Source organism: Pantoea sp. Tr-811, from assembly GCF_011752535.1.
Classification (GTDB): domain Bacteria; phylum Pseudomonadota; class Gammaproteobacteria; order Pseudomonadales; family Pseudomonadaceae; genus Aquipseudomonas.
Map to the genome: position 1 here is coordinate 178,832 of NZ_VWXJ01000004.1, position 21,885 is coordinate 200,716.

Sequence of the window (21,885 nt, forward strand, 5' to 3'; positions counted from 1 at the left end):
TCAGAAGCGGTAGCCGACTTCCAGCCAGTACTGGCGGCCAACTTCGTAGCTGACCACGGTGGTAGAGGTGCGGCTGGCGATCTTGTTGACCTGGTCGGTCACGTTGGTGACGTCGAGGTTGACGAAGAACGCCTGGTCCTTGCCGGTGGGGATGTCCCAGGCCAGGCGCAGGTCCCAGGTGGGGGCCGCGGCGGTGGCAACGGTTTCGTAGCGGCTGTAGGTTTTGCCGTCGACCTCGGCGTCGGGGCTGACCTTCACCACCTGGTCGTAGGGGCCGCGGTAGCGCAGGAAGTTGCTCACCGACAGGTTCCACTGGGGGATGTCGGTGATGGTCACCAGGCGCGCAGTCCAGGGCCGGTTGAAATCGCTGGCCGGCAGCTCCTCGTAGGGCACCAGCTTGCCGTCGAACACCACCGGCTCGTTGTCCAGCTCCTCGCGGTCTACCCCTGCTTCGTAGGTCGCGCCATGGGCGCCCTTGCTGCGCGACCAGTCCAGCGCCAGCTGCACGCTGGTGGTGGTGCCCTTGAACCGCAGCGGTTGCAGGGGCGTCACGGTCAGGCTGACGTTCTCGGTTTCGCTGGTGCCGGCGTTGAGGTAGACGTAGTAGTCCTTGCTGTAGCCGGTGGGGATGTCTTTCTCGTCGAGGTTGTAATAGGGCCGGGTACGGTAGATTTGGTCGTGGCCCTTGCGGTTGATGTACTTGAGCTGGAAGTCGGTGTTCAGCCAGCGCTGGTTCAAGCCCAGCATCAGCTCGTCATCGTAGGGGATGTCCATGCTGCGGAACTGGCTGAGGTTGCTGTTGGTGCTGGCCAGCGTCCAGGCGTCGGTCTGGGCCTTGCGGGTGTAACGCGAGGTGAAGGCCTGGCGGCCATCGGCCAGGCGGTACTTGAACAGGTTGCGCCCGTAGTAGCGGTTGGCGCCGAACACCAGCACGGTGCTGCGGTCGCCGAAGAAGTCGTAGTCACCGGCCAAACGCGGCGCCAGGCTCTTCTTCTGCATGTAGTCGTCGCCTTCGAAGCGCAGGCCCGGGCGCAGGGTGAGGTTGCCATAGCCAATCTCGTCCTGAACGAACAGGGCGTACTTCTTCTGCTCCAGCTCAACGCGGCCGGCGCCATACACCATCATGGCGTTGCCGTACTGGCGGCGGCTGCCGTTGAGCAGGGCCCCGATGGAGCAGGTGCTGTCGCTGCCGCAGGAGGTGCCGTTGTCGCGCGTAAAGGCAGTGACCGCCAGGGCATCGTCCTCGCGCTCCCAGGTGGCACGCTGGTAGCCCAGTTCCAGGCCGGTGCTCAGGGTATGCCGGGTAGCGCCGAGGTCGAAGGTTTGCCAGTCGGCCTTGAGCTTGTAGTCAAGGCCGCGCTGGGTCTGGTACAGGCTGCCGTAGCCGCCTTGCTGGCTGCGTGAGTTGGTGGTTTCGGGGTTGCCCCAGTCTTTGCTGGTGGACCAGTACCAGTTGTAGAACTCGTCGCTTTCGGAATCGCGCGAGGCGTACAGGTCGGTCACCGCCAGTTGCTGGGTCCAGCGGGCGCTGTCGCCTTCGTAGGTGGTTTTCAGCGAGGCCTGCCAGCCACCGTTGATGTTGGTGAAGCTGGAATTGGCGCTGTCTTCGCGGAAGTAGGTGTTTTCCTGCGGCGCATAGACGATCGAGGTGTCCAGGGTCAGGCGATCGTTGATGTTCCAGTAGGTTTTGAGCAGAAAGTTGTCGAGGGCGCGGGTCTGCTCCTGCTCGTTGTCGCTGTTGGGGCTGTTGTAGCCGTTGGTGTGGGTGCGCAGCGGCAGGTACGAGCGCTTCTGCGAGAAGTTGAGCAAGGCGCCGAAGTCTTCGTTGAAATGCCCTTCGAGGGTGCCACGCACGGTGGTCTTCTTGAACTCGGGCTGGCTCTGCTCGCTGGTGGAGTTCTTGAAGCTTTCCTTGTCTTTGCCGCTGATGTGGTAGCGGGTCCACTCCGAACGGCTCATGGCATAGGAGACTTTGCCATGCAGGTCCTGGCTGGGGCGGCGGGTGATGGCGTCGACCACGCCGCCGTTGAAGCCGCCGTATTCCACCGGCACGTTGCTGTCGTAGACCTTGATTTCTTCGAGCAGGTCGGCGTCCAGGGCGATGCCGTGGGCACGGCTGGGCGTGGAGTCGAACTGGCGGGTGTCGTTGTAGCTGTGGGAGCCTGGGTCGAGGTCGTTGTTGATCGAGATGCCGTCGATCATGAAGCTGTTCTGGTAGAACTTGGCGCCGTTGATGCTGATATCGGCCGGGTCGATTTCACCGGGGGTGCTGGAGCTTTTCTGGTCGCTGCTGAACTGCACGTTGGGGTGCATCTGCAGCAGGGTGGTGATGTCGCCGTTGGCACCGGGAAACGCCTGGATGGCCTTGCGGTCGATGACCGTGGCGCCCATGAAACTGTTTTCCTCGGTGTCGCCTAGGATCATGGTGTTATGCAGCTCGACCGCGCCGGCGTCGGCATGCAGCAGGCGAAACATCAGCGCGCCGTAGGCGTAGTCCCAGGTGATGCCGGTGCCCAGCAGCAGCTCGGCCAAGGCCGCCTCGCTGCTCAGCTGGCCATGGACTGGGGCGCTGCGCAGGCCTTCGAGCAGGTCGGGATCCACGGTCACCTGCAGGCCGCTTTGCTGGCCAAAGGTAATCAGGGCGATGGCCAGTTTTTGCGCCGGGATGTCGAAGGGGTGTACCTGGGCCAGTTCCGCGTCGGGCCTTGCAGGTGCCTCGGCATTGGCAGGCAAGGCAATCAGGGCGCTGCACATGCCGAGCACCCCAGCCCCTGCCACGTTTTTCAGGCGCAACGACCAACCCCGCGCGCTGCGCGGCTTCCGGCTTGTTGTTTGAGTCATGCCACATCCCCGCCCCGGGCAGTCGCCGGGGAGCAAAATTGAATACGAATCGATATCAGTTGTTGCGCGCGGGGAAGAAGACGGGGCAGTTCGGGGAATTTTCAGAAAATTGTGAAATTATTTTTGCGAGGGAAATGGTTTGGGGGCGCAGGTGAGATCAAGGCATGCGCCAAGGGGTGGCGCACGATGGCCACATGAACATTGGCCCGAAACAAACGTAGGAGCGAGCGCAGCTCGCGAAGCGCCGCGCGGGCGGCGCTCGATCTCACCGGCGCAACATGTCTCAAGGCGAACCCAGCACCAGCAACCAAGGCCCATAGCTACGCACCTCCCCCCCATGCGGCCGAATCACCGCTCGCAGGGCCGCCTCAGGCTTGCGCAGGTCATACACCCCAGTCACCCGCTTCTCACCCAGCGCCTCGTCACGCAGCACCACCTTGCCCGGCAGGTAGCGCGCCAGCGCCTGCACCAGCTCTGCCACCCGCTGGTCATCGGCAATCAATTGCCCCTGGCGCCAGGCCGCGGCCTGGGACGGCACGAAGGTCTTCACCTGAACAAGGCCATCGACATAGCGCAACCGTTCACCGGCGGTGAGCGCATCGGAAAGCACATGCCCATCGGCGCTGTCCTCGACCCGCACCGAGCCATGCTGCACATCCACCCCTACCCTGCCCGGGCGCAGCTCGACGTTGAACGCCGTGCCCGTCACCGTCACCTTGACGGCATCGGCACGCACGTGGAACGGCTTGGCTTTGTTGGGCGCCACCTCGAAGAAGGCCTGCCCGGCAAGCAACTTCACGTCCCGGTGGTTGCCCGAGTAGTCCACCGCGATGGCGGTATCGCTGTCCATCTGCACCACGCTGCCATCGGCCAGGGTGACGTCGCGGGTTTCCCCCTGGGCCGTGCGGTAGTCGGCCTGCAGGCGCAGGCTCAGGGAAGGCGCCACGGCCACCAGCAAGCAGGCCGCCACGGCAGCGCCCAGCCACCAGCGGCGGTTGCGCCGGGCAGGCATCGGCAGCACCTGGGCCTTGGGCCAGTGCTCGGTGGTGGTGGGCGCCAGCTGGCCGGTTAGTTGCCAGAGCTTGTGCGCCTTGCGGTAAGCCTCGGCGTTGGCCGGGTCACTGGCGCACCACTGCTCGAACGCGCTGTGCAGGGGCGAATCGAGGGGCGCCTGCTGCAGGCGCAGGAGCCAGTCCAGGGCCTGCTCGCGGCGGCTGGATGTGAGGTCTGCTGACGTCATGTCGGGCAAGGCTCCTGGTGGCTTGGAGTGCGAATGGCCGCGAAGGGTCGCACAGAGCGGCCCCACTGAGCAAAAGACGCGGCAGCCTGGTGGTTTTTCACAAGTCGTCCTCCAGGCGCGCCATGCAGTGGCTGAGGGCGTCGCGCACCAATTGGTGCACCAGGCTCACCGACACGTTCAGGTGGGTGGCCACCTCCTGCAGGGTATGGCCGCCCAGGCGATGCATCTCGAACGCCACGCGGGTGCGCTGCGGCAGTTCTTCCAGGGCACGGCTGATGGCGAACAGTTCGTTCTGCTGGGTAACGGCCTGCTCGGGCGATGCACTGCTCGAAGGCAGTTCGGCGAGGATCTCGTCGCCACCGGGCTGGGCTTTTTCCGTGGCGCTGCGGCGGGTTTGGTCCAGGGCCAGGTTGCGCACGATGCGGTACAGGTAGCTGGCCGGGTGGCGGATGTCGGCATCGTCCTGCTGGCGGCTGAAGCGCAGCCAGGCTTCCTGCACCACGTCCTCGGCACGGGCGCGGCAGCCGACGATCGGCGCGGCATAGTCGAGCAATGCCGCCCGGTGGGCCAGGTAGAGCTGGAGTTTGTCGTCCGCCACGGAGGGGTATGCCAGAGTGTTTCGGGGGCGGCGATGTTACCTGTTGTCGAGAATCATTATCAACAGGTGATGTGTGTTGCATGGGTCGGCCTCTTCGCGGGGCAAGCCCGCTCCTGTAGGAGCGGGCTTGCCCCGCGAAGCAGGCGACTCAATTCAGAGCCTTACACTGGCAAAGGTCGACTCATTGCGCGCCTGGCTCAGGGCCGCCATTGGCCCACTGTGCGGCGACAGGGTCATGGCCTGGGGAATCGGCATCATCGCCACCTGCTGGGTGGTGTTGGAGCCCACGCGCTCGTCACGCGGCGGAATACCAAAGTATTCGCGGTAGCACTTGGAGAAGTGCGGCGTGGACACGAAGCCACACACCGAAGCCACCTCAATGATCGACATCGGCGTTTGCTTGAGCAGCTGCCGCGCACGAATCAGGCGCAGCTTCAGGTAATAGCGCGACGGCGAACAATGCAGGTACTTCTGGAACAACCGTTCGAGCTGGCGCCGCGAAACCGACACGTACACCGCCAGTTCGTCGAGGTCGATCGGCTCTTCCAGGTTGGCCTCCATCAGCGCGACGATTTCCTGCAGCTTCGGCTGGTTGGTGCCAAGCATGTGCTTGAGCGGTACGCGCTGGTGATCCTGTTCGTTGCGAATGCGCTCGTAGACGAACATTTCCGAGATCGCTGCCGACAGCTCGCGGCCGTGGTCGCGGCTGATCAGGTGCAGCATCATGTCCAGCGGCGCGGTGCCACCGGAACTGGTGAAGCGGTTGCGGTCCAGGGTGAACAGGCGGGTGCTCATGTTGACCCGCGGGAAGGCCTCCTGCATGGCGGCCAGGCATTCCCAGTGCACGCTGCAGTCGAAGCCATCGAGCAGGCCGGCGCAGGCCAGCGCCCAGCTGCCGGTGCACACCGCGCCCAGGCGGCGCGACTGGCGGGCCTGGGCTTGCAGCCAGGTGACGTGCTCACGGGTAACGGTGCGCTGGATACCCACGCCGCCGCAGACGATCACGGTGTCGATCGGTGGCGCACTGTGCATGGCGGCATCCGGGGTGATCTGCAAGCCGTCGCTGGCCCACACCTGGCCGCCGTCGACGGTCAGGGTGTGCCAGCGGTACAGCTCACGGCCGGACAGCTGGTTGGCCATGCGCAGCGGCTCGACGGCCGATGCCAGGGAAATCAGGGTGAAATTGTCCAAAAGAAGAAACCCGATGGACTGGGGTGCTGTGCGGTTCTGGGTTGGATTCCCGGAGGTGTACGACGTCATCGCGATTTCTCCTCACACAAATGCAGGGTGTGCCTCAGGCGGGCACTGATTTCTTGTTATGGCCCCGGTTTCGTGTGCAGGGGCTTGTTGCCAATCTCAACGCAAACGCCGTGCCTGAAATTGAACGGCCATTCGAAAAAACCTGAAAACGACGCCTTCATTCGGCAAATCAGGGACTTCGGTTGAGTTGGCGAGTCTTCGCAAACCAGCGTACTAGCGCCTTGCGTGTAACGGCTGAGCAATTTGGTGACACGCGCAGTGTAGGTTGCCCAGAAACGACACTCTTGAGTGTCACCGACAATGGTCGTGCTGATTACGACAGCCGACGATTGGTCAGCTTAGGCCATGCACTGCATTGGGGCTCGGTGCACTGGAAATATTCAAGGGCCCCATCGCGAGCTAGGCTCGCTCCTACAGGGTACGCGTGGTCCTGTAGGAGCGAGCCTAGCTCGCGATGGGGCCCTTGAGGCTGACTCAGGCACTCAGCATTCGATGGCGCTTACAGCCAAACCACCGCGCGAAGTTTCCTTGTACTTGTCGTGCATGTCGGCACCGGTGTCACGCATGGTGCGGATCACCTGGTCGAGGGAGATGAAGTGCTCGCCATCACCGCGCAAGGCCATCTGCACCGCGTTGATGGCCTTTACGGCAGCAATCGCGTTGCGCTCGATGCACGGCACCTGCACCAACCCGCCGACCGGGTCGCAGGTCAGCCCAAGGTTGTGCTCCAGGGCAATCTCGGCTGCGTTCTCCACCTGTGGCGGGGTGGCCCCCAGCACTTCGGCCAGCCCTGCAGCGGCCATGGCGCAGGCCGAGCCGACCTCGCCCTGGCACCCCACCTCGGCACCGGAAATCGACGCATTCTTCTTGCACAGGATGCCGACCGCTGCAGCAGCGAGGAAGTAGTCGACCACGCTGGACTCGGTGACCGCATCGCTGAAGCGCATGTAGTAGTGCAGTACTGCGGGAATGATGCCAGCCGCGCCGTTGGTGGGCGCGGTGACCATGCGCCCGCCGGCGGCGTTTTCTTCGTTGACCGCCAGGGCGAACAGGTTCACCCATTCCATGGCGCTCATGGTCGAGCCAATCACGTTGGGCTTGCCGATTTCCTGCAGGCTACGGTGCAGCTTGGCGGCGCGGCGGCGCACATTGAGCCCACCGGGCAGCGTGCCTTCGTACTTCAGGCCGTTGTTGACGCACTCCTGCATGGCTTCCCAGAGCTTGTAGAGGCCCGCGCGGATCTCCTCCTCGCTGCGCCAGACCCTCTCGTTGGCCATCATCAATTGCGACACGCTGAGGTCGTTTTGCTTGCACAGGCGCAGCAGCTCAGCGGCGCTGTTGAAATCGTACGGCAACACCGTCTGGTCGGCGTCCAGCACACCGCTGGCGGCCTGGGCGGCATCGACCACGAAACCACCGCCCACCGAGTAGTAGGTGTCGCGGTGCAACTCGCCCTGGGCGCCTTCGGCGACCAGGGTCATGGCGTTGGGGTGGTAGGGCAGGTTCTCGTCCAGCAGCAGCATGTCGCGGGCCCAGATGAACTCGATGGGCAAGCGGTTATCCAGCTGCAGGGTGTTGGTTTCGCGCAGGTCGGCGATACGCGGAACGATCTGGGTGGGGTCGATGGCGTCGGGCCATTCGCCCATCAGTCCCATGATGGTGGCGTTGTCGGTGCCGTGGCCGACGCCGGTGGCCGACAGCGAGCCATACAGGCGCACTTCGATCCTTCGCACCTGGTCCAGCTCGCCGCGTTCGCGCAGGCCCTGGACGAACAGGGCGCCAGCACGCATGGGGCCAACGGTGTGGGAGCTGGAAGGCCCGACACCGATCTTGAACAGGTCGAACACGCTGATGGCCATTGTCGCTTCACCTCTTGCTGGGCTTGTCTCTGCGCGCCATGCGCAGGGCGGTGCAACTGCTAGGCTGAAGCAGCGAGCCGCCAGGAATGCAAGCATCATCGGGCTTTTGCCTACCCCCTCGCCGTCTGCAACCGACGTACTTTTGTCCACCTGCGCCGCAGCCATTTTGGCCACTGGCGCGCCGCTTTCGGGCGCCCTGGTGACGCAAAAATGCGCGGGCACCGGTGGAAAAATCCATAAGCGACATCGCCCGTACTGGATGCGACCCGTTACGTACTGGTTACGACCCCACCAGTAGGCGATTGCCCGGCGCTGGAGGATTATCGAAAGCGACTCGTAAAGCACGGCCACGCAACCTGCCCTCTGCAGGCCTGGTCGACCGGACCCTGAGAAAGCCCGGCGACCCATGCGAACCCGAAGACAAAATCACAGGAGTCCACCCATGAAAGGTTCACCCTCGCTGTTGCTGGCTGCGCTGCTGTCCGCGCCGCTGCTGGCCCAGGCCGCCGAACCCACGGAATGCGAGACGGTACGCTTCTCCGATGTCGGCTGGACCGACATCACCGTCACCACGGCGACCACCAGCGTTGTGCTCGAAGCACTGGGTTACAAAACCCACACCACCATGATCTCGGTACCGGTGACCTACAAGTCGCTGGCCACCGGCAAGGACCTGGACGTGTTTCTCGGCAACTGGATGCCGACCATGGAGAACGACATCAAGCAGTACCGCGACGCTGGTACGGTGGACACCGTGCGGGCCAACCTGGAAAACGCCAAGTACACCCTGGCCGTTCCCCAGGCGCTGTATGACAAGGGGCTGAAGGATTTCAGCGACATTCCCAAGTTCAAGAAGGAACTGGAAGGCAAGATCTACGGCATCGAACCCGGCAACGATGGCAACCGCACCATCCAGAGCATGATCGACAAGAATGCCTTCGGCCTGAAGGACGCCGGTTTCAAGATTGTTCAGTCGAGCGAGGCCGGCATGCTGGCGCAGGTCGACCGGGCGCAGAAACGCGATGAGGCCATCGTGTTCCTGGGCTGGGAGCCGCACCCGATGAACACCCGTTTCAAGATGCAGTACCTCACCGGCGGGGACGATTTCTTCGGCCCCGAGTTCGGCAAGGCCACCGTGCTGACCAACACCCGCAAGGGTTATGTAGAGCAGTGCAGCAACGTCGGCCAACTGCTGAAGAACCTGTCGTTCGAGCTCAAGGATGAAAGCACCATGATGGGCTATGTCCTGGACGACAAGATGAAGCCCGAAGCGGCTGCCAAGAAATGGCTCAAGGACAACCCCGGCAAGCTGGACACCTGGCTTGCGGGCGTTACCACCGTGGACGGCAAGCCGGGCCTTGAGGCGGCCAAGGCCAAGCTCGCTCAATAACGCAATACGTCGTAGCGCTACCTCGGGGCGGGACCGTGCCCGCCCCGGACTGATTTCAATCTTTGCAGGTGGAAGCTCGCTATCATGCTTATCGATCAGAAAATACCCCTGGGCCAGTACATCGCGTCGTTCGTGGAATGGCTGACCCAGAACGGCGCGAATTACTTCGACGCCATCGCCCGAGGCCTGGAGTTCATGATCCATGGCGTCACCAGTACCCTCACCTTCTTCAACCCATTCGTGCTGATTGCCCTGTTCGCGGCCCTCGCGCACCTGATCCAGCGCAAGTGGGCACTGACCGTGTTCGTCGCCCTGTCCTTCCTGCTGATCCTGAACCTTGGGTACTGGCAGGAAACCATGGAAACCCTGGCCCAGGTGACCTTCGCCACCGTGGTTTGCGTGGCCATCGGCGTGCCGCTGGGCATCCTCGCGGCGCACAGGCCGATGTTCTACACCGCCATGCGCCCGGTGCTGGACCTGATGCAGACGGTGCCCACCTTCGTCTACCTGATTCCCACCCTGACCCTGTTCGGCCTGGGCGTGGTGCCGGGGCTGATCTCGACGGTGGTGTTCGCCATCGCCGCGCCCATCCGCCTCACCTACCTGGGCATCTGCGACGTGCCCCAGGAGCTGATGGACGCGGGCAAGGCCTTTGGCTGCTCGCGCCGCCAACTGCTTACCCGTATCGAACTGCCGCACGCGATGCCCAGCATCGCCGCCGGCGTTACCCAGTGCATCATGCTGTCGCTGTCGATGGTGGTGATCGCCGCCCTGGTGGGCGCCGACGGCCTGGGCAAACCCGTGGTCAACGCACTGAACACCGCCGATATCTCCCTGGGCTTCGAAGCGGGCCTGGCGATCGTGCTGCTGGCGATCATGCTCGACCGTATCTGCAAGCAACCGGAACTGCCGGTAAGGGGTGAGGCATGAGCATCATTCGTTTCGAAGACGTCGACGTCATCTTCTCCAACAAGCCGCGCGAGGCGCTGGCGCTGCTGGACAAAGGCCACACCCGCGAGCAGATCCTCAAGCAGACGGGCCTGGTGGTGGGTGTGGAAAAGGCCAACCTGGACATCAACAAGGGCGAGATCTGCGTGCTGATGGGCCTGTCCGGCTCGGGCAAGTCGAGCCTGCTGCGCTGCATCAACGGCCTGAACACCGTCAGCCGCGGCAAGCTGTTCGTCGAGCATGAAGGCAAGCACATCGACATTGCCCATTGCACCCCCGCAGAGCTGAAGATGATGCGCACCAAGCGCATCGCCATGGTGTTCCAGAAGTTCGCCCTGATGCCTTGGCTGACGGTGCGCGAGAACATCAGCTTCGGCCTGGAAATGCAGGGCCGCCCGGAGAAGGAACGGCGCAAGCTGGTGGACGAAAAGCTCGAACTGGTGGGCCTGACCCAGTGGCGCAACAAGAAGCCGGACGAGCTTTCCGGCGGCATGCAGCAGCGCGTGGGCCTGGCCCGGGCGCTGGCGATGGATGCCGACATCCTGCTGATGGACGAGCCGTTCTCGGCGCTCGACCCGCTGATTCGCCAGGGGCTGCAGGACGAGCTGCTGGGCCTGCAGGCAAAACTGAGCAAAACCATCGTGTTCGTCAGCCACGACCTTGACGAGGCGCTGAAGCTGGGCAGCCGCATCGCCATCATGAAGGACGGGCGGATCATCCAGTACAGCAAGCCCGAAGAAATCGTGCTGAACCCGGCCGACGAATACGTGCGCACCTTCGTTGCCCATACCAACCCGTTGAATGTGCTGTGCGGGCGCAGCCTGATGCGCAGCCTGGACAACTGCAAGCGGGTCAACGGCTCGGTGTGCCTGGACCCAGGCGGCGATTCCTGGCTGGACCTGGGCGAGGGGAATTCGATCAAGCGTGCACGCCAGGGGCAGAACGGGCTGGACATGCAGAACTGGGCGCCGGGGCAGGCCGTGGAAGGGCTGGGGCGCAAACCGACGTTGGTGCATGCCGACATTGGCATGCGCGAGGCGCTGCAGATTCGTTACCAGACGGGCAACAAGCTGGTGCTGCAGGAAAACGACAAGGTGGTGGGGATTCTTGGGGATACCGAGCTTTATCACGCCTTGCTCGGCAAGAATCACGGGTGAGGCCATTGGGGCCGCTGTGCGGCCCATCGCGACCAAGGGTCGCTCCTACCAGGATACGCGTTCCCCTGTAGGAGCGACCCTTGGTCGCGATGGGCTGCAAAGCAGCCCCAATCGGTCGTTCAGCGAACCACAATCCCACGCGAAGCCATGTAGGCCTTGGCCTCTGGCACGGTGTACTCGCCAAAGTGGAAGATACTGGCCGCCAGCACCGCGCTGGCATGCCCTTCCAGAATCCCGTCCGCCAGGTGCTGCAGGTTGCCCACGCCCCCGGACGCAATCACCGGAATCCCCAGCGCATCGCTGATGGCACGGGTAACGCCCAGGTCGAAGCCGTTCTTCATGCCGTCCTGATCCATGCTGGTCAGCAGGATTTCCCCTGCCCCCAGGCCTTCCATCTTCTTCGCCCATTCAACCGCATCCAGCCCGGTCGGCTTGCGCCCGCCGTGGGTGAAGATCTCCCAGCGCGGCGCTTCGCCTGGGCCGGAGACTTTCTTGGCGTCGATGGCGACAACGATGCACTGCGAACCGAAGCGGTCCGCTGCCTCGCCGACGAACTCCGGGTTGAACACCGCGGCGGTGTTGATCGACACCTTGTCGGCACCGGCATTGAGCAGGTTGCGGATATCCTGCACGGTGCGCACGCCACCGCCAACGGTCAGCGGGATGAACACCTGGCTGGCCATGCGCTCGACGGTATGCAGGGTGGTGTCGCGGCCATCGACGCTGGCGGTGATGTCGAGGAAGGTGATTTCGTCGGCACCTTGCTCGTTGTAGCGACGGGCGATTTCCACCGGGTCGCCGGCATCACGGATGTTCTCGAACTTGACGCCCTTGACCACCCGGCCGTTGTCCACGTCCAGGCAAGGGATGATGCGCTTGGCCAGTGCCATGGTTCAGTCCTCAGCCTTGGTAGTTGTCGCAGAAGGCCTGGGCCTCGGCGACATCGAGGGTGCCTTCGTAGATGGCACGGCCGGTGATGGCGCCGATGATGCCTGGGGTCTTGGCGTCCAGCAGGGCCTTGATGTCACCCAGGTTGTGGATGCCGCCCGAAGCGATCACCGGGATCGAGGTGGCTTGGGCCAGGGCCTGGGTGAAGGGCACGTTGCACCCCTGCATCATGCCGTCCTTGGCGATGTCGGTGTAGACGATCGCCGAGACGCCATCGGCCTCGAAACGCTTGGCCAGGTCGATGACCTGCACCGAACTCACCTCGGCCCAGCCGTCGGTGGCAACGAAACCGTCCTTGGCGTCCAGGCCAACGATGACCTTGCCCGGGAAGGCCTTGCAGGCCTCGGCAACGAACTCGGGCTGCTTGACCGCCTTGGTGCCGATGATCACGTAGCTGACGCCGGCCTTGACGTAGTGCTCGATGGTTTCCAGCGAGCGGATGCCGCCGCCGATCTGGATCGGCAGGTTCGGGTAGCGCTTGGCGATGGCGGTGACCACTTCACCGTTGACCGGCTGGCCTTCGAAGGCGCCATTGAGGTCAACCAGGTGCAGGCGGCGGCAGCCACCTTCGACCCACTTGGCGGCCATGCTCACCGGGTCGTCGGAAAATACCGTGGAGTCTTCCATGCGGCCCTGGCGCAGGCGCACGCAGGCACCGTCCTTCAGATCGATAGCGGGGATAATCAGCATCTTGGGAACCTGTCTGTTCTTGGGGGTTCAGGGCTTTTCGAGCGCCCACAGATCGCTTTCGATGCTCTCGAACCGCTCCTTGAGGTGCAGCTGAACATCGGCGATCGCCCTGTTGTAGTAATGGGGTGCAATTTCTTTGCTGAACAGTTCGAGTACCTCGGCCACCTCGAACGAGCCAAGCGTCAGCTCGAAGCGGTCTTCCAGGAAGCGCTTCAAGGTGTCGAGCGCCTGGCGCTCCTGCTCGGGCGCCAGGGTAAGGATCGGGGCCTTGGTCTTCGAACGGCTCATTTACCAGCGCCCGTCCCAGGCGACGAAGTTCTGCAGCAGCTGCAGGCCATGGGTATGGCTCTTCTCCGGGTGGAACTGCACGGCAAAGCGCGAGCCGTCGGCCAGCGCGGCGGCAAAGTCGACGCCGTAGTGGCCACGGCCGACCACCTGGCCTGGCTTGCCGGCATTGATGTAGTAGCTGTGCACGAAGTAGAAACGCGCAAGGTCCGGGATGTCGTGCCACAGCGGGTGGTCGACGCACTGGCTGACTTCGTTCCAGCCCATGTGCGGCACCTTCAGGTGCTCACCGTCTTGCTTGAGGTCTTTGCCGAAGAAGCGTACCTGGCCAGGGAACAGGCCGATGCAGTCGACGCCTTCGTTCTCCTCGCTGTGCTCCAGCAGCGCCTGCATGCCAACGCAGATGCCCAGGAACGGGCGGTCCTGGCTCACTTCACGAACCAGGCTGTCAAAGCCCAGGCGGCGAATTTCAGCCATGCAGTCGCGGATCGCGCCCACACCGGGGAACACCACGCGGTCGGCCTCACGGATCACCGCGGCGTCGCTGGTGACCAGCACCTTGCCGGCACCTACGTGCTCAAGTGCCTTGGCCACCGAGTGCAGGTTGCCCATGCCATAGTCGATTACGGCTACCGTCTGCATTTACAGGCACCCTTTGGTCGACGGCATCTGCCCGGCCATGCGCTCGTCGAGGGTCACGGCCATGCGCAGGGCGCGGCCAAAAGCCTTGAACACGGTTTCGATCTGGTGGTGGGTGTTGTGGCCACGCAGGTTGTCGATGTGCAGGGTCACCAGGGCGTGGTTGACGAAGCCCTGGAAGAACTCCTGGAACAGGTCGACATCGAAACCGCCGACGCTGGCACGGGTGTACGGCACATGCATCTGCAGGCCAGGGCGGCCGGAGAAGTCGATGACCACGCGCGACAGCGCTTCGTCCAGCGGCACGTAGGCATGGCCGTAGCGGAAGATGCCTTTCTTGTCGCCGATGGCCTGGGCGAATGCCATGCCCAGGGTGATACCGACGTCTTCGACGGTATGGTGATCGTCGATATGCAGGTCGCCCTTGCACTCGATATCCAGATCGATCAGCCCATGGCGGGCGATCTGGTCCAGCATGTGTTCAAGGAAAGGCACACCGATATCGAATCGGGCCTTGCCACTGCCATCGAGGTTGATCGAGCACTTGACCTGGGTTTCCAGGGTATTGCGCTCGACGGAAGCCTTACGTTCGACCATCACCAGCTCCGCAAAATCATTGGGCGAAAAGGGCTCCATTATAGGCCCAGAACGCGCCGGCTTGAAACGCGGATGACATATGGCATGGCGAGCAATTGCGGGGGGCTTGGCGGTTTACAGGTCTATACAAGTGGGATTGGGGCTGCTTTGCAGCCCATCGCGACTTGCAGTCGCTCCTACGGGGGCTTGAACTGCGCCAGGTAGGAGCGACTGAAAGTCGCGAAAGGGGCGCTAGAAGCGCCCCATGCCCCATCACATCAATGGAACAGAACGGCCGTTTTCTGCAGGGTAATCCACACCCCCCAGGCCAGCGGCACAACCACCACCGCCCAGGCAATCAGCACCAGCGGCAAGCTGCCAGGCGCGGCCTTCCACTCCAGCGAACGCGCACCATCGGCGCCTTTGTCGTGGCTCAACGCTCGCTCGGCAGCCAGCTCGGCCTCGCTCATGAAGTACTTGTCGGCCACTGGGCGGATCAGCAGGTTGCAGATGAAGCCCAGCACCAGAAGGCCCGCGAGGATGTACAGGGTCATGTCGTACGCCGCCGCACGCTCTACGCCCGCCGCCAGCTGCGACTCGCGCAGGTAGGTGATCAGCACCGGCCCCAGCACGCCAGCGGCAGCCCAGGCGGTCAGCAGGCGGCCGTGAATGGCGCCGACCATCTGCGTGCCGAACAGGTCGGCCAGGTACGCCGGCACCGTGGCGAAACCGCCGCCGTACATCGACAGGATGATGCAGAACGCTGCCACGAACAGTGCCACGTTGCCGATATGGCCCATGTTCGGCACCAGGCTGTACAAGCCGACGCCCAGGGCGAAGAAGGCGAAGTAGGTGTTCTTGCGGCCAATGTAGTCGGAGAACGAGGCCCAGAAGAAGCGCCCGCCAATGTTGAACAGGCTCAGCAGGCCGGTGAAGCCAGCGGCAATCGCGGCAATCTGCGCCAGCTGCGCGGCATTGAGCTCGGCAAAGCTCAGCTCGTTGCCCAGCAGCTTGCCGGCGAACACTTCCTGCAGTAGCGGCGAGGCCATGCCGAGGATGCCGATACCGGCCGAGACGTTCAGGCACAGCACCAGCCACACCAGGGCGAATTGCGGGGTTTTCCAGGCGACGCTGACGTGCACGTGGCGGTCGGTGACCATGCCGTTACCCACCTTCTTCACCGGTGGCACCCAGCCTTCAGGCTTCCAACCGGTAGGCGGCACGCGGTAGGCCAGGGCGCCGGCGGTCATGAACACGAAGTAGATCGCGGCCATGGCGACGAAACTCTGCCACACACCCACTTCATGTTCATTGCCGAAGTGGCCCATCAGCGCGGTGGCCAGTGGAGCACCCACCATGGCGCCGCCGCCGAAGCCCATGATCGCCATGCCGGTGGCCATGCCGCGTTTGTCCGGGAACCACTTGATCAGGGTCGACACCGGCGAGATGTAGCCCAGGCCAAGGCCGATACCGCCGATTACTCCGGAACCCAGCCACATCAGCCACAGCTGATGGGTTTTCACGCCGATCGCCGAGATCAGCATGCCGCCACACCAGCACAGTGCCGATACCAGGCCCGCCTTGCGCGGGCCGGCATGTTCCAGCCAACCGCCGAGCACCGCGGCCGAGCAGCCGAGGAACACGAAGAACAGGGTGTAGGTCCAGCTCAACATCGAAATTGGCCAGTCGCATGTGGCGCTGAACAGGCGGGCAATGAAGCCCATGTCCGCTGAACAGGCAACAGGTGCGGTGATGCCAATGGCTTGCGACAGCGGCAGCCAGAACACCGAGAAGCCGTAGGCCATGCCGATGCACAGGTGGATAGCCAGGGCGGCTGGCGGCACCAGCCAGCGGTTGAAGCCCGGGCGGGCGATGATGCGCTCCTTCGACAGGAAACCAGGCTCACGGACCTGGCCATCTGCCGTGATGGTACTGCTCATGGATTCGATCCTTTTGTAGGTGGACGGTGCTGGCGGAAAGGTTCCCGGGCTCTTGTTCTCGCACGCAGGGCGAACTGGCCTTATCCCTGGGCAACGCCTGCGACAATCCGCCGCATGCGCTCCGCAAAGCAGCACAAGGGTACCAGTTCGCCGATGACATGAAAGCAATCTGACATCGTTATTTATAGCGTGGCTGAAACGGTATTTCTGCGTCTCCTGCACCGGCCTCTTCGCGGGTAGCACGGTAGCGGTGGGAGCGGGCTTGCCCGCGAAGAATCCAGCCCAAAAGGAACTGCCAACACGACAACTGTCGAAACCCCAAATCATTGGATTCGCCCTGCATCGCCAGTCGATTGAGCAGGGCCCACCCCTGCGGCGCTATACTCAGCCGTTCGGAATTCAAACTACGGACTACAAGGACTCGCCCATGAAAGCGTTCGGCAAAATCCTGGGACTGGGGCTTCTCGGGTTGCTGCTGATCATCGTGGCGCTGGGCTTCGCCCTGACCCACCTCTTCGATCCCAACGACTACAAAGACGAGATCCGCCAGTTGGCACGCGACAAGGCCCACGTCGAGCTGACTCTCAATGGCGACATCGGCTGGAGCCTGTTCCCGTGGCTGGGCCTGGAGCTGCACGAAGCCAGCATCGCCACCCTGGCCAAGCCCAAGGAGCCGTTCGCCGACCTGCAGATGCTCGGCCTTTCCGTGCGCGTGCTGCCCTTGCTGCGCCGCGAGGTACAGATGAGCGACGTGCGCGTCGAAGGCCTGAACCTGACCCTGGCCCGCGATGAAAACGGCCATGGCAACTGGGAAGACATCGGCAAGCCGCTGCCTGCCAGCACCGAGGGCACTGCCGGTGCACCGGCCCAGGCACCTGCCGGGCAAGCGCCGCAGCCTGCTGAAACCAGCAGCGAACGGGCGGTGAAGCTGGATATCGACAGCCTTACGGTGAACAACGCCAGCGTGCAGTTCACCGATGCCCGCAGCGGCCAGAGCTACAGCGCCGAAAGCATCCAGCTGAGCACCGGCCCCGTCCACGAAGGCACCAATATCGCACTCAAGGCCAGCGCCTTCCTGAGCGCCAGCCAGCCGGCGATCAAGGCGCGCACGGAACTGGCAGGCGAGCTGCGCTTCGACCGCAAGCTCAAGCGCTACAACTTCGAAGACCTGCGCCTGAGCGGCGAAACCTCGGGCGAGCCAACCGGCGGCAAAACCGTGAGTTTTGGCGCCCAAGGCCAGTTGCTGGTCGACATGGCGGCCAACGTGGCGTCGTGGAACGGCCTGAAAATCTCCGCCAACCAGCTGCGCGCCCTTGGCGAGCTGAACGTGCGTGACCTGGACAAAACCCCGCAACTGAGCGGCGGCCTGTCGATTGCCCAGTTCAACCTGCGCACCTTCCTCGACGGCGTCGGCCACCCACTGCCCGCCACCAACGACCCGGCGGCCTTCAACAAGCTGGAGCTGGTGACCCGCCTGCAAGGCACGCCCACCAGCCTGACCCTGGCCGACCTGGCGGTGAAGCTCGACGACAGCAGCTTCACCGGCCGCGTGGCCATCGAAGACTTCGCCAAGCAGGCCCTGCGCCTGCAACTCAAGGGCGACAAGTTCGACGCCGATCGTTACCTGCCAGCCAAAAGTGAGCAAGCCAAGGGCGCTACGGCCGCCCGCCAGGCCGAGGTTCAGCAGCAGGAGGCCAGCGCCGTGGCCGGTGCCGGCAGTTCGCCGCTGCCCAATGCCCCCACCCAGGTGGCCTGGAGTGACGACAAGCTGCTGCCAGTCGACCGCCTGCGCGTGCTCGACCTGCAGGCCGACCTGAGCTTCGGCGCGCTGACCCTGGACAAACTGCCGATCAGCGACGCCCAGTTGCAAGCCACCGGCCAAGGTGGCCTGCTAACTCTGCAAGCCCTGCGCGGCGGGCTCTACAACGGCACCTTCGAGGCCAAGGGCAGTGTCGATGTTCGCCCTGCCGTGCCTCAGCTGGGCGTCAGCACCCGCATCAACCGGGTTCCGGTAGAGCACTTCATCAAGGCCGAAGGCAAGGAGCAGGCGCCACCGGTCAAGGGCCTGCTGACGCTGACCAGCGATCTGACCGCCACCGGAAACAGCCAGAAGGCACTGGTGGATACCCTCAATGGCAGCGCAAACTTCACCATCAACGACGGCGTGCTGGTTAACGCCAACCTTGAACAGCAGCTGTGCCAGGCCATCGCCACCCTCAACCGCAAGAACCTCAGCGGCGAACCCCGTGGCAAGGACACGCCGTTCCAGGAACTGCGCGGCAGCCTAGTGATTCGCAATGGCGTGGCCAGCAACCCGGACCTCAAGGCACGTATCCCGGGCCTGACCGTCAACGGCCATGGCGACCTCGACCTGCGCGTGCTGGGCATGGATTACAACGTCGGTGTAATCGTCGAAGGTGACCAGCGCGCCATGCCCGACCCGGCCTGCCAGGTGGGCGAGCGCTTCGTCGGGGTGGAAGTGCCCCTGCGCTGCCGCGGCCCACTGGAGCTGGGCGCCAAGGCCTGCCGCCTGGACCAGGACGGCCTGGGCAAGGTCGCCGCCAAGCTGGCTGGCAACCGCCTGAAAGACAAGATTGAAGAAAAACTCGGAGACAAAGTGAGCCCAGAACTCAAAGACGCGCTCAAGGGGCTGTTCAAGCGATGACCCCCACGCAGTTCTCCAGCGCCGTGCTGGATTGGTACGACCAGCATGGTCGCCACGACTTGCCCTGGCAGCAGGGCATCAACCCCTACCGCGTGTGGGTGTCGGAAATCATGCTGCAGCAAACCCAGGTGAGCACCGTGCTCAACTACTTCGACCGCTTCATGCAGGCCTTGCCGACCGTGCACGCCCTGGCTGAAGCGCCGGAGGACGAAGTGCTGCACCTGTGGACGGGCCTGGGTTACTACACCCGCGCGCGCAACCTGCAGAAAGCGGCCAAAATCGTCGTCGAGCAGCATGGCGGCGAATTCCCTCGCAGCGTCGAGCAGCTGACCGAGCTGCCCGGCATCGGCCGTTCCACCGCCGGCGCCATCGCCAGTATCAGCATGGGCATTCGCGCACCGATCCTGGACGGCAACGTGAAGCGCGTGCTCGCCCGCTACACCGCCCAGGCCGGCTACCCCGGCGAGCCGAAGGTGGCCAACCAGCTGTGGGCCAGCGCCGAGCGCTTCACCCCGCAGCAACGCGCCAACCATTACACCCAGGCGATGATGGACATGGGCGCCACGCTGTGCACGCGCAGCAAGCCCAGTTGCCTGATCTGCCCGCTGCAGCGCGGCTGCGAAGCGCACCTGCACGGTGAAGAAACCCGCTACCCCGAGCCCAAGCCACGCAAGGCGCTGCCACAACGGCGCACGCTGATGCCGCTGCTGGCCAACCACGAAGGCGCCATCCTGCTTTACCGTCGCCCGTCCAGCGGGTTGTGGGGTGGGTTGTGGAGCCTGCCGGAGCTCGAAGACATCGCCCAGCTCGACGACCTTGCCTACCAGCACGGCCTGCGCCTGGCCGACAGCCGTGCCCTGGACGGCCTGACCCACACCTTCAGCCACTTCCAGCTGGCCATCGAGCCGTGGCTGGTGCGTGTCGACCCGGTCGGCCAGCACGTGGCCGAGGCCGACTGGCTCTGGTATAACCTCGCCACCCCGCCGCGCCTGGGCCTCGCCGCCCCGGTCAAGAAGCTGCTCAAACGCGCGGCCGACGAACTGATTGCAGGAGAAGCCCGATGACCCGCACCGTGATGTGCCGCAAGTACAAAGAAGAACTCCCAGGCCTGCCGCGCCCGCCCTACCCCGGCGCCAAGGGCCAGGACATCTTCGACCACATCTCGGAGAAAGCCTGGGAAGACTGGAAGAAGCACCAGACCATGCTGATCAACGAAAAGCGCCTGAACATGATGAATGGCGAGGACCGAAAATTCCTCCAGGTCGAGATGGACAAGTTTTTCGCCGGCGAGGAATACGCCCAGGCGGAAGGCTACGTTCCCCCCTCGGAATGACCCCACGAATCGTAAGCGACGGAATTAATTTAAAATTTTTTCAAAAAGTCGTTGACGGGCCGCCAGAAAATCTATTTAATTCACCTCGTCGCCCAGATAGCTCAGTCGGTAGAGCAGAGGATTGAAAATCCTCGTGTCGGCGGTTCGACTCCGTCTCTGGGCACCACCTTCAAGCTTCTGGTGGTTGCAAAGTTACCCGAAGCGACAACAAGAAACCCGCCTAGTGCGGGTTTTTTGTTGCCTGTGATTTTTGCCTTCGGGATGGCAGCACCCTACTGCTCCCATCCAACGCCCTACCCCACCGTTCGCGGAGCCACCACCTCGGCATGCAGCCTCAGCCCAAGCGCCGCCATCACTTTCATGATGCCTGATCCAACGCAGGCTGGTTGACCCGTATCAAAGACCTACCTCTCCCTCACCTTTAGCATGTCAGGAGGACATCCGACCCCGACCTCGCAAGGACCTCCATGAGCGAAGAATCCCCCCTCCTGCTGCCCGCCCCCGACAGCACGTCCACCCGCGCCCCAACCCAGCCGCGTACCCGCCGCCCACGCCAGCGCAAGCCTGAACCCACCATCACCCAGGTCAGCCAGGCCCCGGCCGCCTTGGAAGTGGCCAGCGCACCGAAGGGCAGCAACGAGGACAGCACCACGGCACGCCTGCCAGCCAGCTACCCCTACCGCACGCGCATGCGCCGCCAGGAGTATGAAAAGGCCAAGCACGCGCTGCAGATCGAGCTGCTGAAGGTACAAAGCTGGGCCAAGGAGACCGGCCAGCGGGTGGTGATCCTGTTCGAGGGGCGTGATGCGGCGGGCAAGGGTGGCACCATCAAGCGCTTCATGGAGCACCTGAACCCACGAGGTGCGCGGATCGTTGCGCTGGAGAAGCCTTCCGAGCAGGAGCTGGGGCAGTGGTATTTCCAGCGTTACATCCAGCATTTGCCCACGGCGGGGGAAATGGTCTTCTTCGACCGCTCCTGGTACAACCGCGCCGGGGTCGAGAAGGTGATGGGGTTCTGCTCGCCGCTGCAGTACCTGGAATTCATGCGCCAGGCACCGGACCTTGAGCGGATGCTGTGCAACAGCGGCATCCTGCTGTTCAAGTACTGGTTCTCGGTGAACCGCGAGGAGCAGCTGCGCCGCTTCATCTCGCGCCGTGACGACCCGCTCAAGCACTGGAAACTGTCGCCCATCGACATCAAGTCGCTGGACAAGTGGGAGGACTACACCGCCGCCAAGGAGGCGATGTTCTTCCACACCGACACCGCCGATGCGCCGTGGACGGTGATCAAGTCGGACGACAAGAAGCGTGCGCGGATCAATTGCATCCGGCATTTCCTGCATTCGCTGGATTACCCCGGCAAGGACCACAGCGTGGCGCATGCCCCGGATGAGCTGCTGGTGGGGCGGGCCTCGCGCGGCTTCGAGGAGGATGAACCAGCGCCGCTGGCCAGTTGAATCGAAGGGGCTGCTGCGCTTCAATACGCGCAATTTCCGAATACCCCAAGGATACGCCC

Annotated in this window: 18 protein-coding genes and 1 tRNA gene; 8 read left to right on the forward strand and 11 right to left on the reverse strand. The window is 63.6% G+C overall.

Annotation, left to right across the window (positions count from 1 at the left end):
* The 5 genes from F3J44_RS07845 to F3J44_RS07865 all read right to left on the reverse strand — a co-directional run bounded on the left by F3J44_RS07845 (window position 1) and on the right by F3J44_RS07865 (window position 7,798).
* Window positions 1-2,841 carry a TonB-dependent receptor gene (locus tag F3J44_RS07845; protein WP_167271554.1) on the reverse strand — a complete coding sequence of 947 codons (2,841 nt, stop codon included), beginning with the start codon at window positions 2,839-2,841 and terminating at the stop codon, window positions 1-3.
* Window positions 2,842-3,124: 283 nt separating this feature from the next.
* Window positions 3,125-4,081 (reverse strand): FecR family protein, encoded by a 957-nt coding sequence (locus F3J44_RS07850; RefSeq protein ID WP_167271556.1) that lies wholly within the window; start codon window positions 4,079-4,081, stop codon window positions 3,125-3,127.
* Window positions 4,082-4,178: 97 nt separating this feature from the next.
* Complete coding sequence (locus F3J44_RS07855) at window positions 4,179-4,679, reverse strand: sigma-70 family RNA polymerase sigma factor (RefSeq protein WP_167067491.1); 501 nt, start codon at window positions 4,677-4,679, stop codon at window positions 4,179-4,181.
* A gap of 153 nt (window positions 4,680-4,832) precedes the next feature.
* A complete protein-coding gene (locus tag F3J44_RS07860; protein WP_240158279.1) occupies window positions 4,833-5,870 on the reverse strand; it encodes a GlxA family transcriptional regulator in 1,038 nt (345 codons plus the stop codon).
* A gap of 551 nt (window positions 5,871-6,421) precedes the next feature.
* On the reverse strand, window positions 6,422-7,798 hold the full coding sequence (locus F3J44_RS07865; protein WP_167271558.1) for an L-serine ammonia-lyase: 1,377 nt from the start codon (window positions 7,796-7,798) through the stop codon (window positions 6,422-6,424).
* 442 nt (window positions 7,799-8,240) lie between these two features.
* Between F3J44_RS07865 and choX the strand changes: the two genes are divergently transcribed.
* The 3 genes from choX (at window position 8,241) to choV (ending at window position 11,293) form a co-directional block, all read left to right on the forward strand.
* Entirely contained in the window at window positions 8,241-9,188 is a 948-nt protein-coding gene (choX, locus tag F3J44_RS07870; protein ID WP_167067485.1) for a choline ABC transporter substrate-binding protein, read from the forward strand.
* Window positions 9,189-9,272: 84 nt separating this feature from the next.
* Window positions 9,273-10,118, forward strand: coding sequence for a choline ABC transporter permease subunit (gene choW / locus F3J44_RS07875; protein ID WP_167067483.1), 846 nt, complete (start codon window positions 9,273-9,275; stop codon window positions 10,116-10,118).
* Window positions 10,115-11,293, forward strand: coding sequence for a choline ABC transporter ATP-binding protein (gene choV, locus F3J44_RS07880; RefSeq protein WP_167067481.1), 1,179 nt, complete (start codon window positions 10,115-10,117; stop codon window positions 11,291-11,293). Before choW ends, choV begins: the two co-directional genes overlap by 4 nt.
* Window positions 11,294-11,412: 119 nt before the next feature.
* Here choV and hisF read toward each other — a convergent pair whose 3' ends face one another.
* The 6 genes from hisF to F3J44_RS07910 form a co-directional block, all read right to left on the reverse strand.
* A complete protein-coding gene (hisF, locus tag F3J44_RS07885) occupies window positions 11,413-12,183 on the reverse strand; it encodes an imidazole glycerol phosphate synthase subunit HisF (RefSeq protein WP_011536177.1) in 771 nt (256 codons plus the stop codon).
* 10 nt (window positions 12,184-12,193) lie between these two features.
* Window positions 12,194-12,931, reverse strand: coding sequence for a 1-(5-phosphoribosyl)-5-[(5-phosphoribosylamino)methylideneamino]imidazole-4-carboxamide isomerase (gene hisA, locus F3J44_RS07890; protein ID WP_167067479.1), 738 nt, complete (start codon window positions 12,929-12,931; stop codon window positions 12,194-12,196).
* Between the two features lie 27 nt (window positions 12,932-12,958).
* Window positions 12,959-13,219 (reverse strand): DUF2164 domain-containing protein, encoded by a 261-nt coding sequence (locus F3J44_RS07895; protein ID WP_167271560.1) that lies wholly within the window; start codon window positions 13,217-13,219, stop codon window positions 12,959-12,961.
* A complete protein-coding gene (gene hisH, locus F3J44_RS07900; RefSeq protein WP_167067475.1) occupies window positions 13,220-13,858 on the reverse strand; it encodes an imidazole glycerol phosphate synthase subunit HisH in 639 nt (212 codons plus the stop codon). It lies immediately after the preceding gene.
* A complete protein-coding gene (hisB, locus tag F3J44_RS07905; RefSeq protein ID WP_023532883.1) occupies window positions 13,859-14,452 on the reverse strand; it encodes an imidazoleglycerol-phosphate dehydratase HisB in 594 nt (197 codons plus the stop codon). It lies immediately after the preceding gene.
* A 257-nt stretch (window positions 14,453-14,709) separates the two neighbouring features.
* A complete protein-coding gene (locus tag F3J44_RS07910) occupies window positions 14,710-16,371 on the reverse strand; it encodes an OFA family MFS transporter (RefSeq protein WP_167067473.1) in 1,662 nt (553 codons plus the stop codon).
* 427 nt (window positions 16,372-16,798) lie between these two features.
* On the opposite strand from F3J44_RS07910, the gene F3J44_RS07915 reads away from it, so the two are divergent.
* From F3J44_RS07915 to ppk2, 5 genes are all read left to right on the forward strand, one after another.
* Window positions 16,799-19,036 (forward strand): AsmA family protein, encoded by a 2,238-nt coding sequence (locus F3J44_RS07915; RefSeq protein ID WP_167271562.1) that lies wholly within the window; start codon window positions 16,799-16,801, stop codon window positions 19,034-19,036.
* Window positions 19,033-20,100, forward strand: coding sequence for an A/G-specific adenine glycosylase (gene mutY / locus F3J44_RS07920; protein ID WP_167067469.1), 1,068 nt, complete (start codon window positions 19,033-19,035; stop codon window positions 20,098-20,100). The genes F3J44_RS07915 and mutY overlap by 4 nt, the downstream gene beginning before the upstream one ends.
* Window positions 20,097-20,369, forward strand: coding sequence for an oxidative damage protection protein (locus tag F3J44_RS07925; RefSeq protein WP_167067467.1), 273 nt, complete (start codon window positions 20,097-20,099; stop codon window positions 20,367-20,369). Before mutY ends, F3J44_RS07925 begins: the two co-directional genes overlap by 4 nt.
* A 90-nt stretch (window positions 20,370-20,459) precedes the next feature.
* Window positions 20,460-20,535 (forward strand) — tRNA-Phe (locus F3J44_RS07930).
* Between the two features lie 301 nt (window positions 20,536-20,836).
* Window positions 20,837-21,826: a polyphosphate kinase 2 gene (ppk2, locus tag F3J44_RS07935; protein WP_167271564.1), complete on the forward strand. Its 990-nt coding sequence runs from the start codon at window positions 20,837-20,839 to the stop codon at window positions 21,824-21,826.
* The last annotated feature ends 59 nt before the right edge of the window (window positions 21,827-21,885 follow it).

What these genes read in the sequence shown, in the direction of transcription:
- F3J44_RS07845 (WP_167271554.1), bottom strand. Translation starts at nt 2,841, where the DNA reads ATGACTCAAACAACAAGCCGGAAGCCGCGCAGCGCGCGGGGTTGGTCG.
- F3J44_RS07850 (WP_167271556.1), bottom strand. Translation starts at nt 4,081, where the DNA reads ATGACGTCAGCAGACCTCACATCCAGCCGCCGCGAGCAGGCCCTGGAC.
- F3J44_RS07865 (WP_167271558.1), bottom strand. Translation starts at nt 7,798, where the DNA reads ATGGCCATCAGCGTGTTCGACCTGTTCAAGATCGGTGTCGGGCCTTCC.
- choX (WP_167067485.1), top strand. Translation starts at nt 8,241, where the DNA reads ATGAAAGGTTCACCCTCGCTGTTGCTGGCTGCGCTGCTGTCCGCGCCG.
- choW (WP_167067483.1), top strand. Translation starts at nt 9,273, where the DNA reads ATGCTTATCGATCAGAAAATACCCCTGGGCCAGTACATCGCGTCGTTC.
- choV (WP_167067481.1), top strand. Translation starts at nt 10,115, where the DNA reads ATGAGCATCATTCGTTTCGAAGACGTCGACGTCATCTTCTCCAACAAG.
- hisF (WP_011536177.1), bottom strand. Translation starts at nt 12,183, where the DNA reads ATGGCACTGGCCAAGCGCATCATCCCTTGCCTGGACGTGGACAACGGC.
- hisA (WP_167067479.1), bottom strand. Translation starts at nt 12,931, where the DNA reads ATGCTGATTATCCCCGCTATCGATCTGAAGGACGGTGCCTGCGTGCGC.
- F3J44_RS07895 (WP_167271560.1), bottom strand. Translation starts at nt 13,219, where the DNA reads ATGAGCCGTTCGAAGACCAAGGCCCCGATCCTTACCCTGGCGCCCGAG.
- hisH (WP_167067475.1), bottom strand. Translation starts at nt 13,858, where the DNA reads ATGCAGACGGTAGCCGTAATCGACTATGGCATGGGCAACCTGCACTCG.
- hisB (WP_023532883.1), bottom strand. Translation starts at nt 14,452, where the DNA reads ATGGTCGAACGTAAGGCTTCCGTCGAGCGCAATACCCTGGAAACCCAG.
- F3J44_RS07910 (WP_167067473.1), bottom strand. Translation starts at nt 16,371, where the DNA reads ATGAGCAGTACCATCACGGCAGATGGCCAGGTCCGTGAGCCTGGTTTC.
- F3J44_RS07915 (WP_167271562.1), top strand. Translation starts at nt 16,799, where the DNA reads ATGAAAGCGTTCGGCAAAATCCTGGGACTGGGGCTTCTCGGGTTGCTG.
- mutY (WP_167067469.1), top strand. Translation starts at nt 19,033, where the DNA reads ATGACCCCCACGCAGTTCTCCAGCGCCGTGCTGGATTGGTACGACCAG.
- F3J44_RS07925 (WP_167067467.1), top strand. Translation starts at nt 20,097, where the DNA reads ATGACCCGCACCGTGATGTGCCGCAAGTACAAAGAAGAACTCCCAGGC.
- ppk2 (WP_167271564.1), top strand. Translation starts at nt 20,837, where the DNA reads ATGAGCGAAGAATCCCCCCTCCTGCTGCCCGCCCCCGACAGCACGTCC.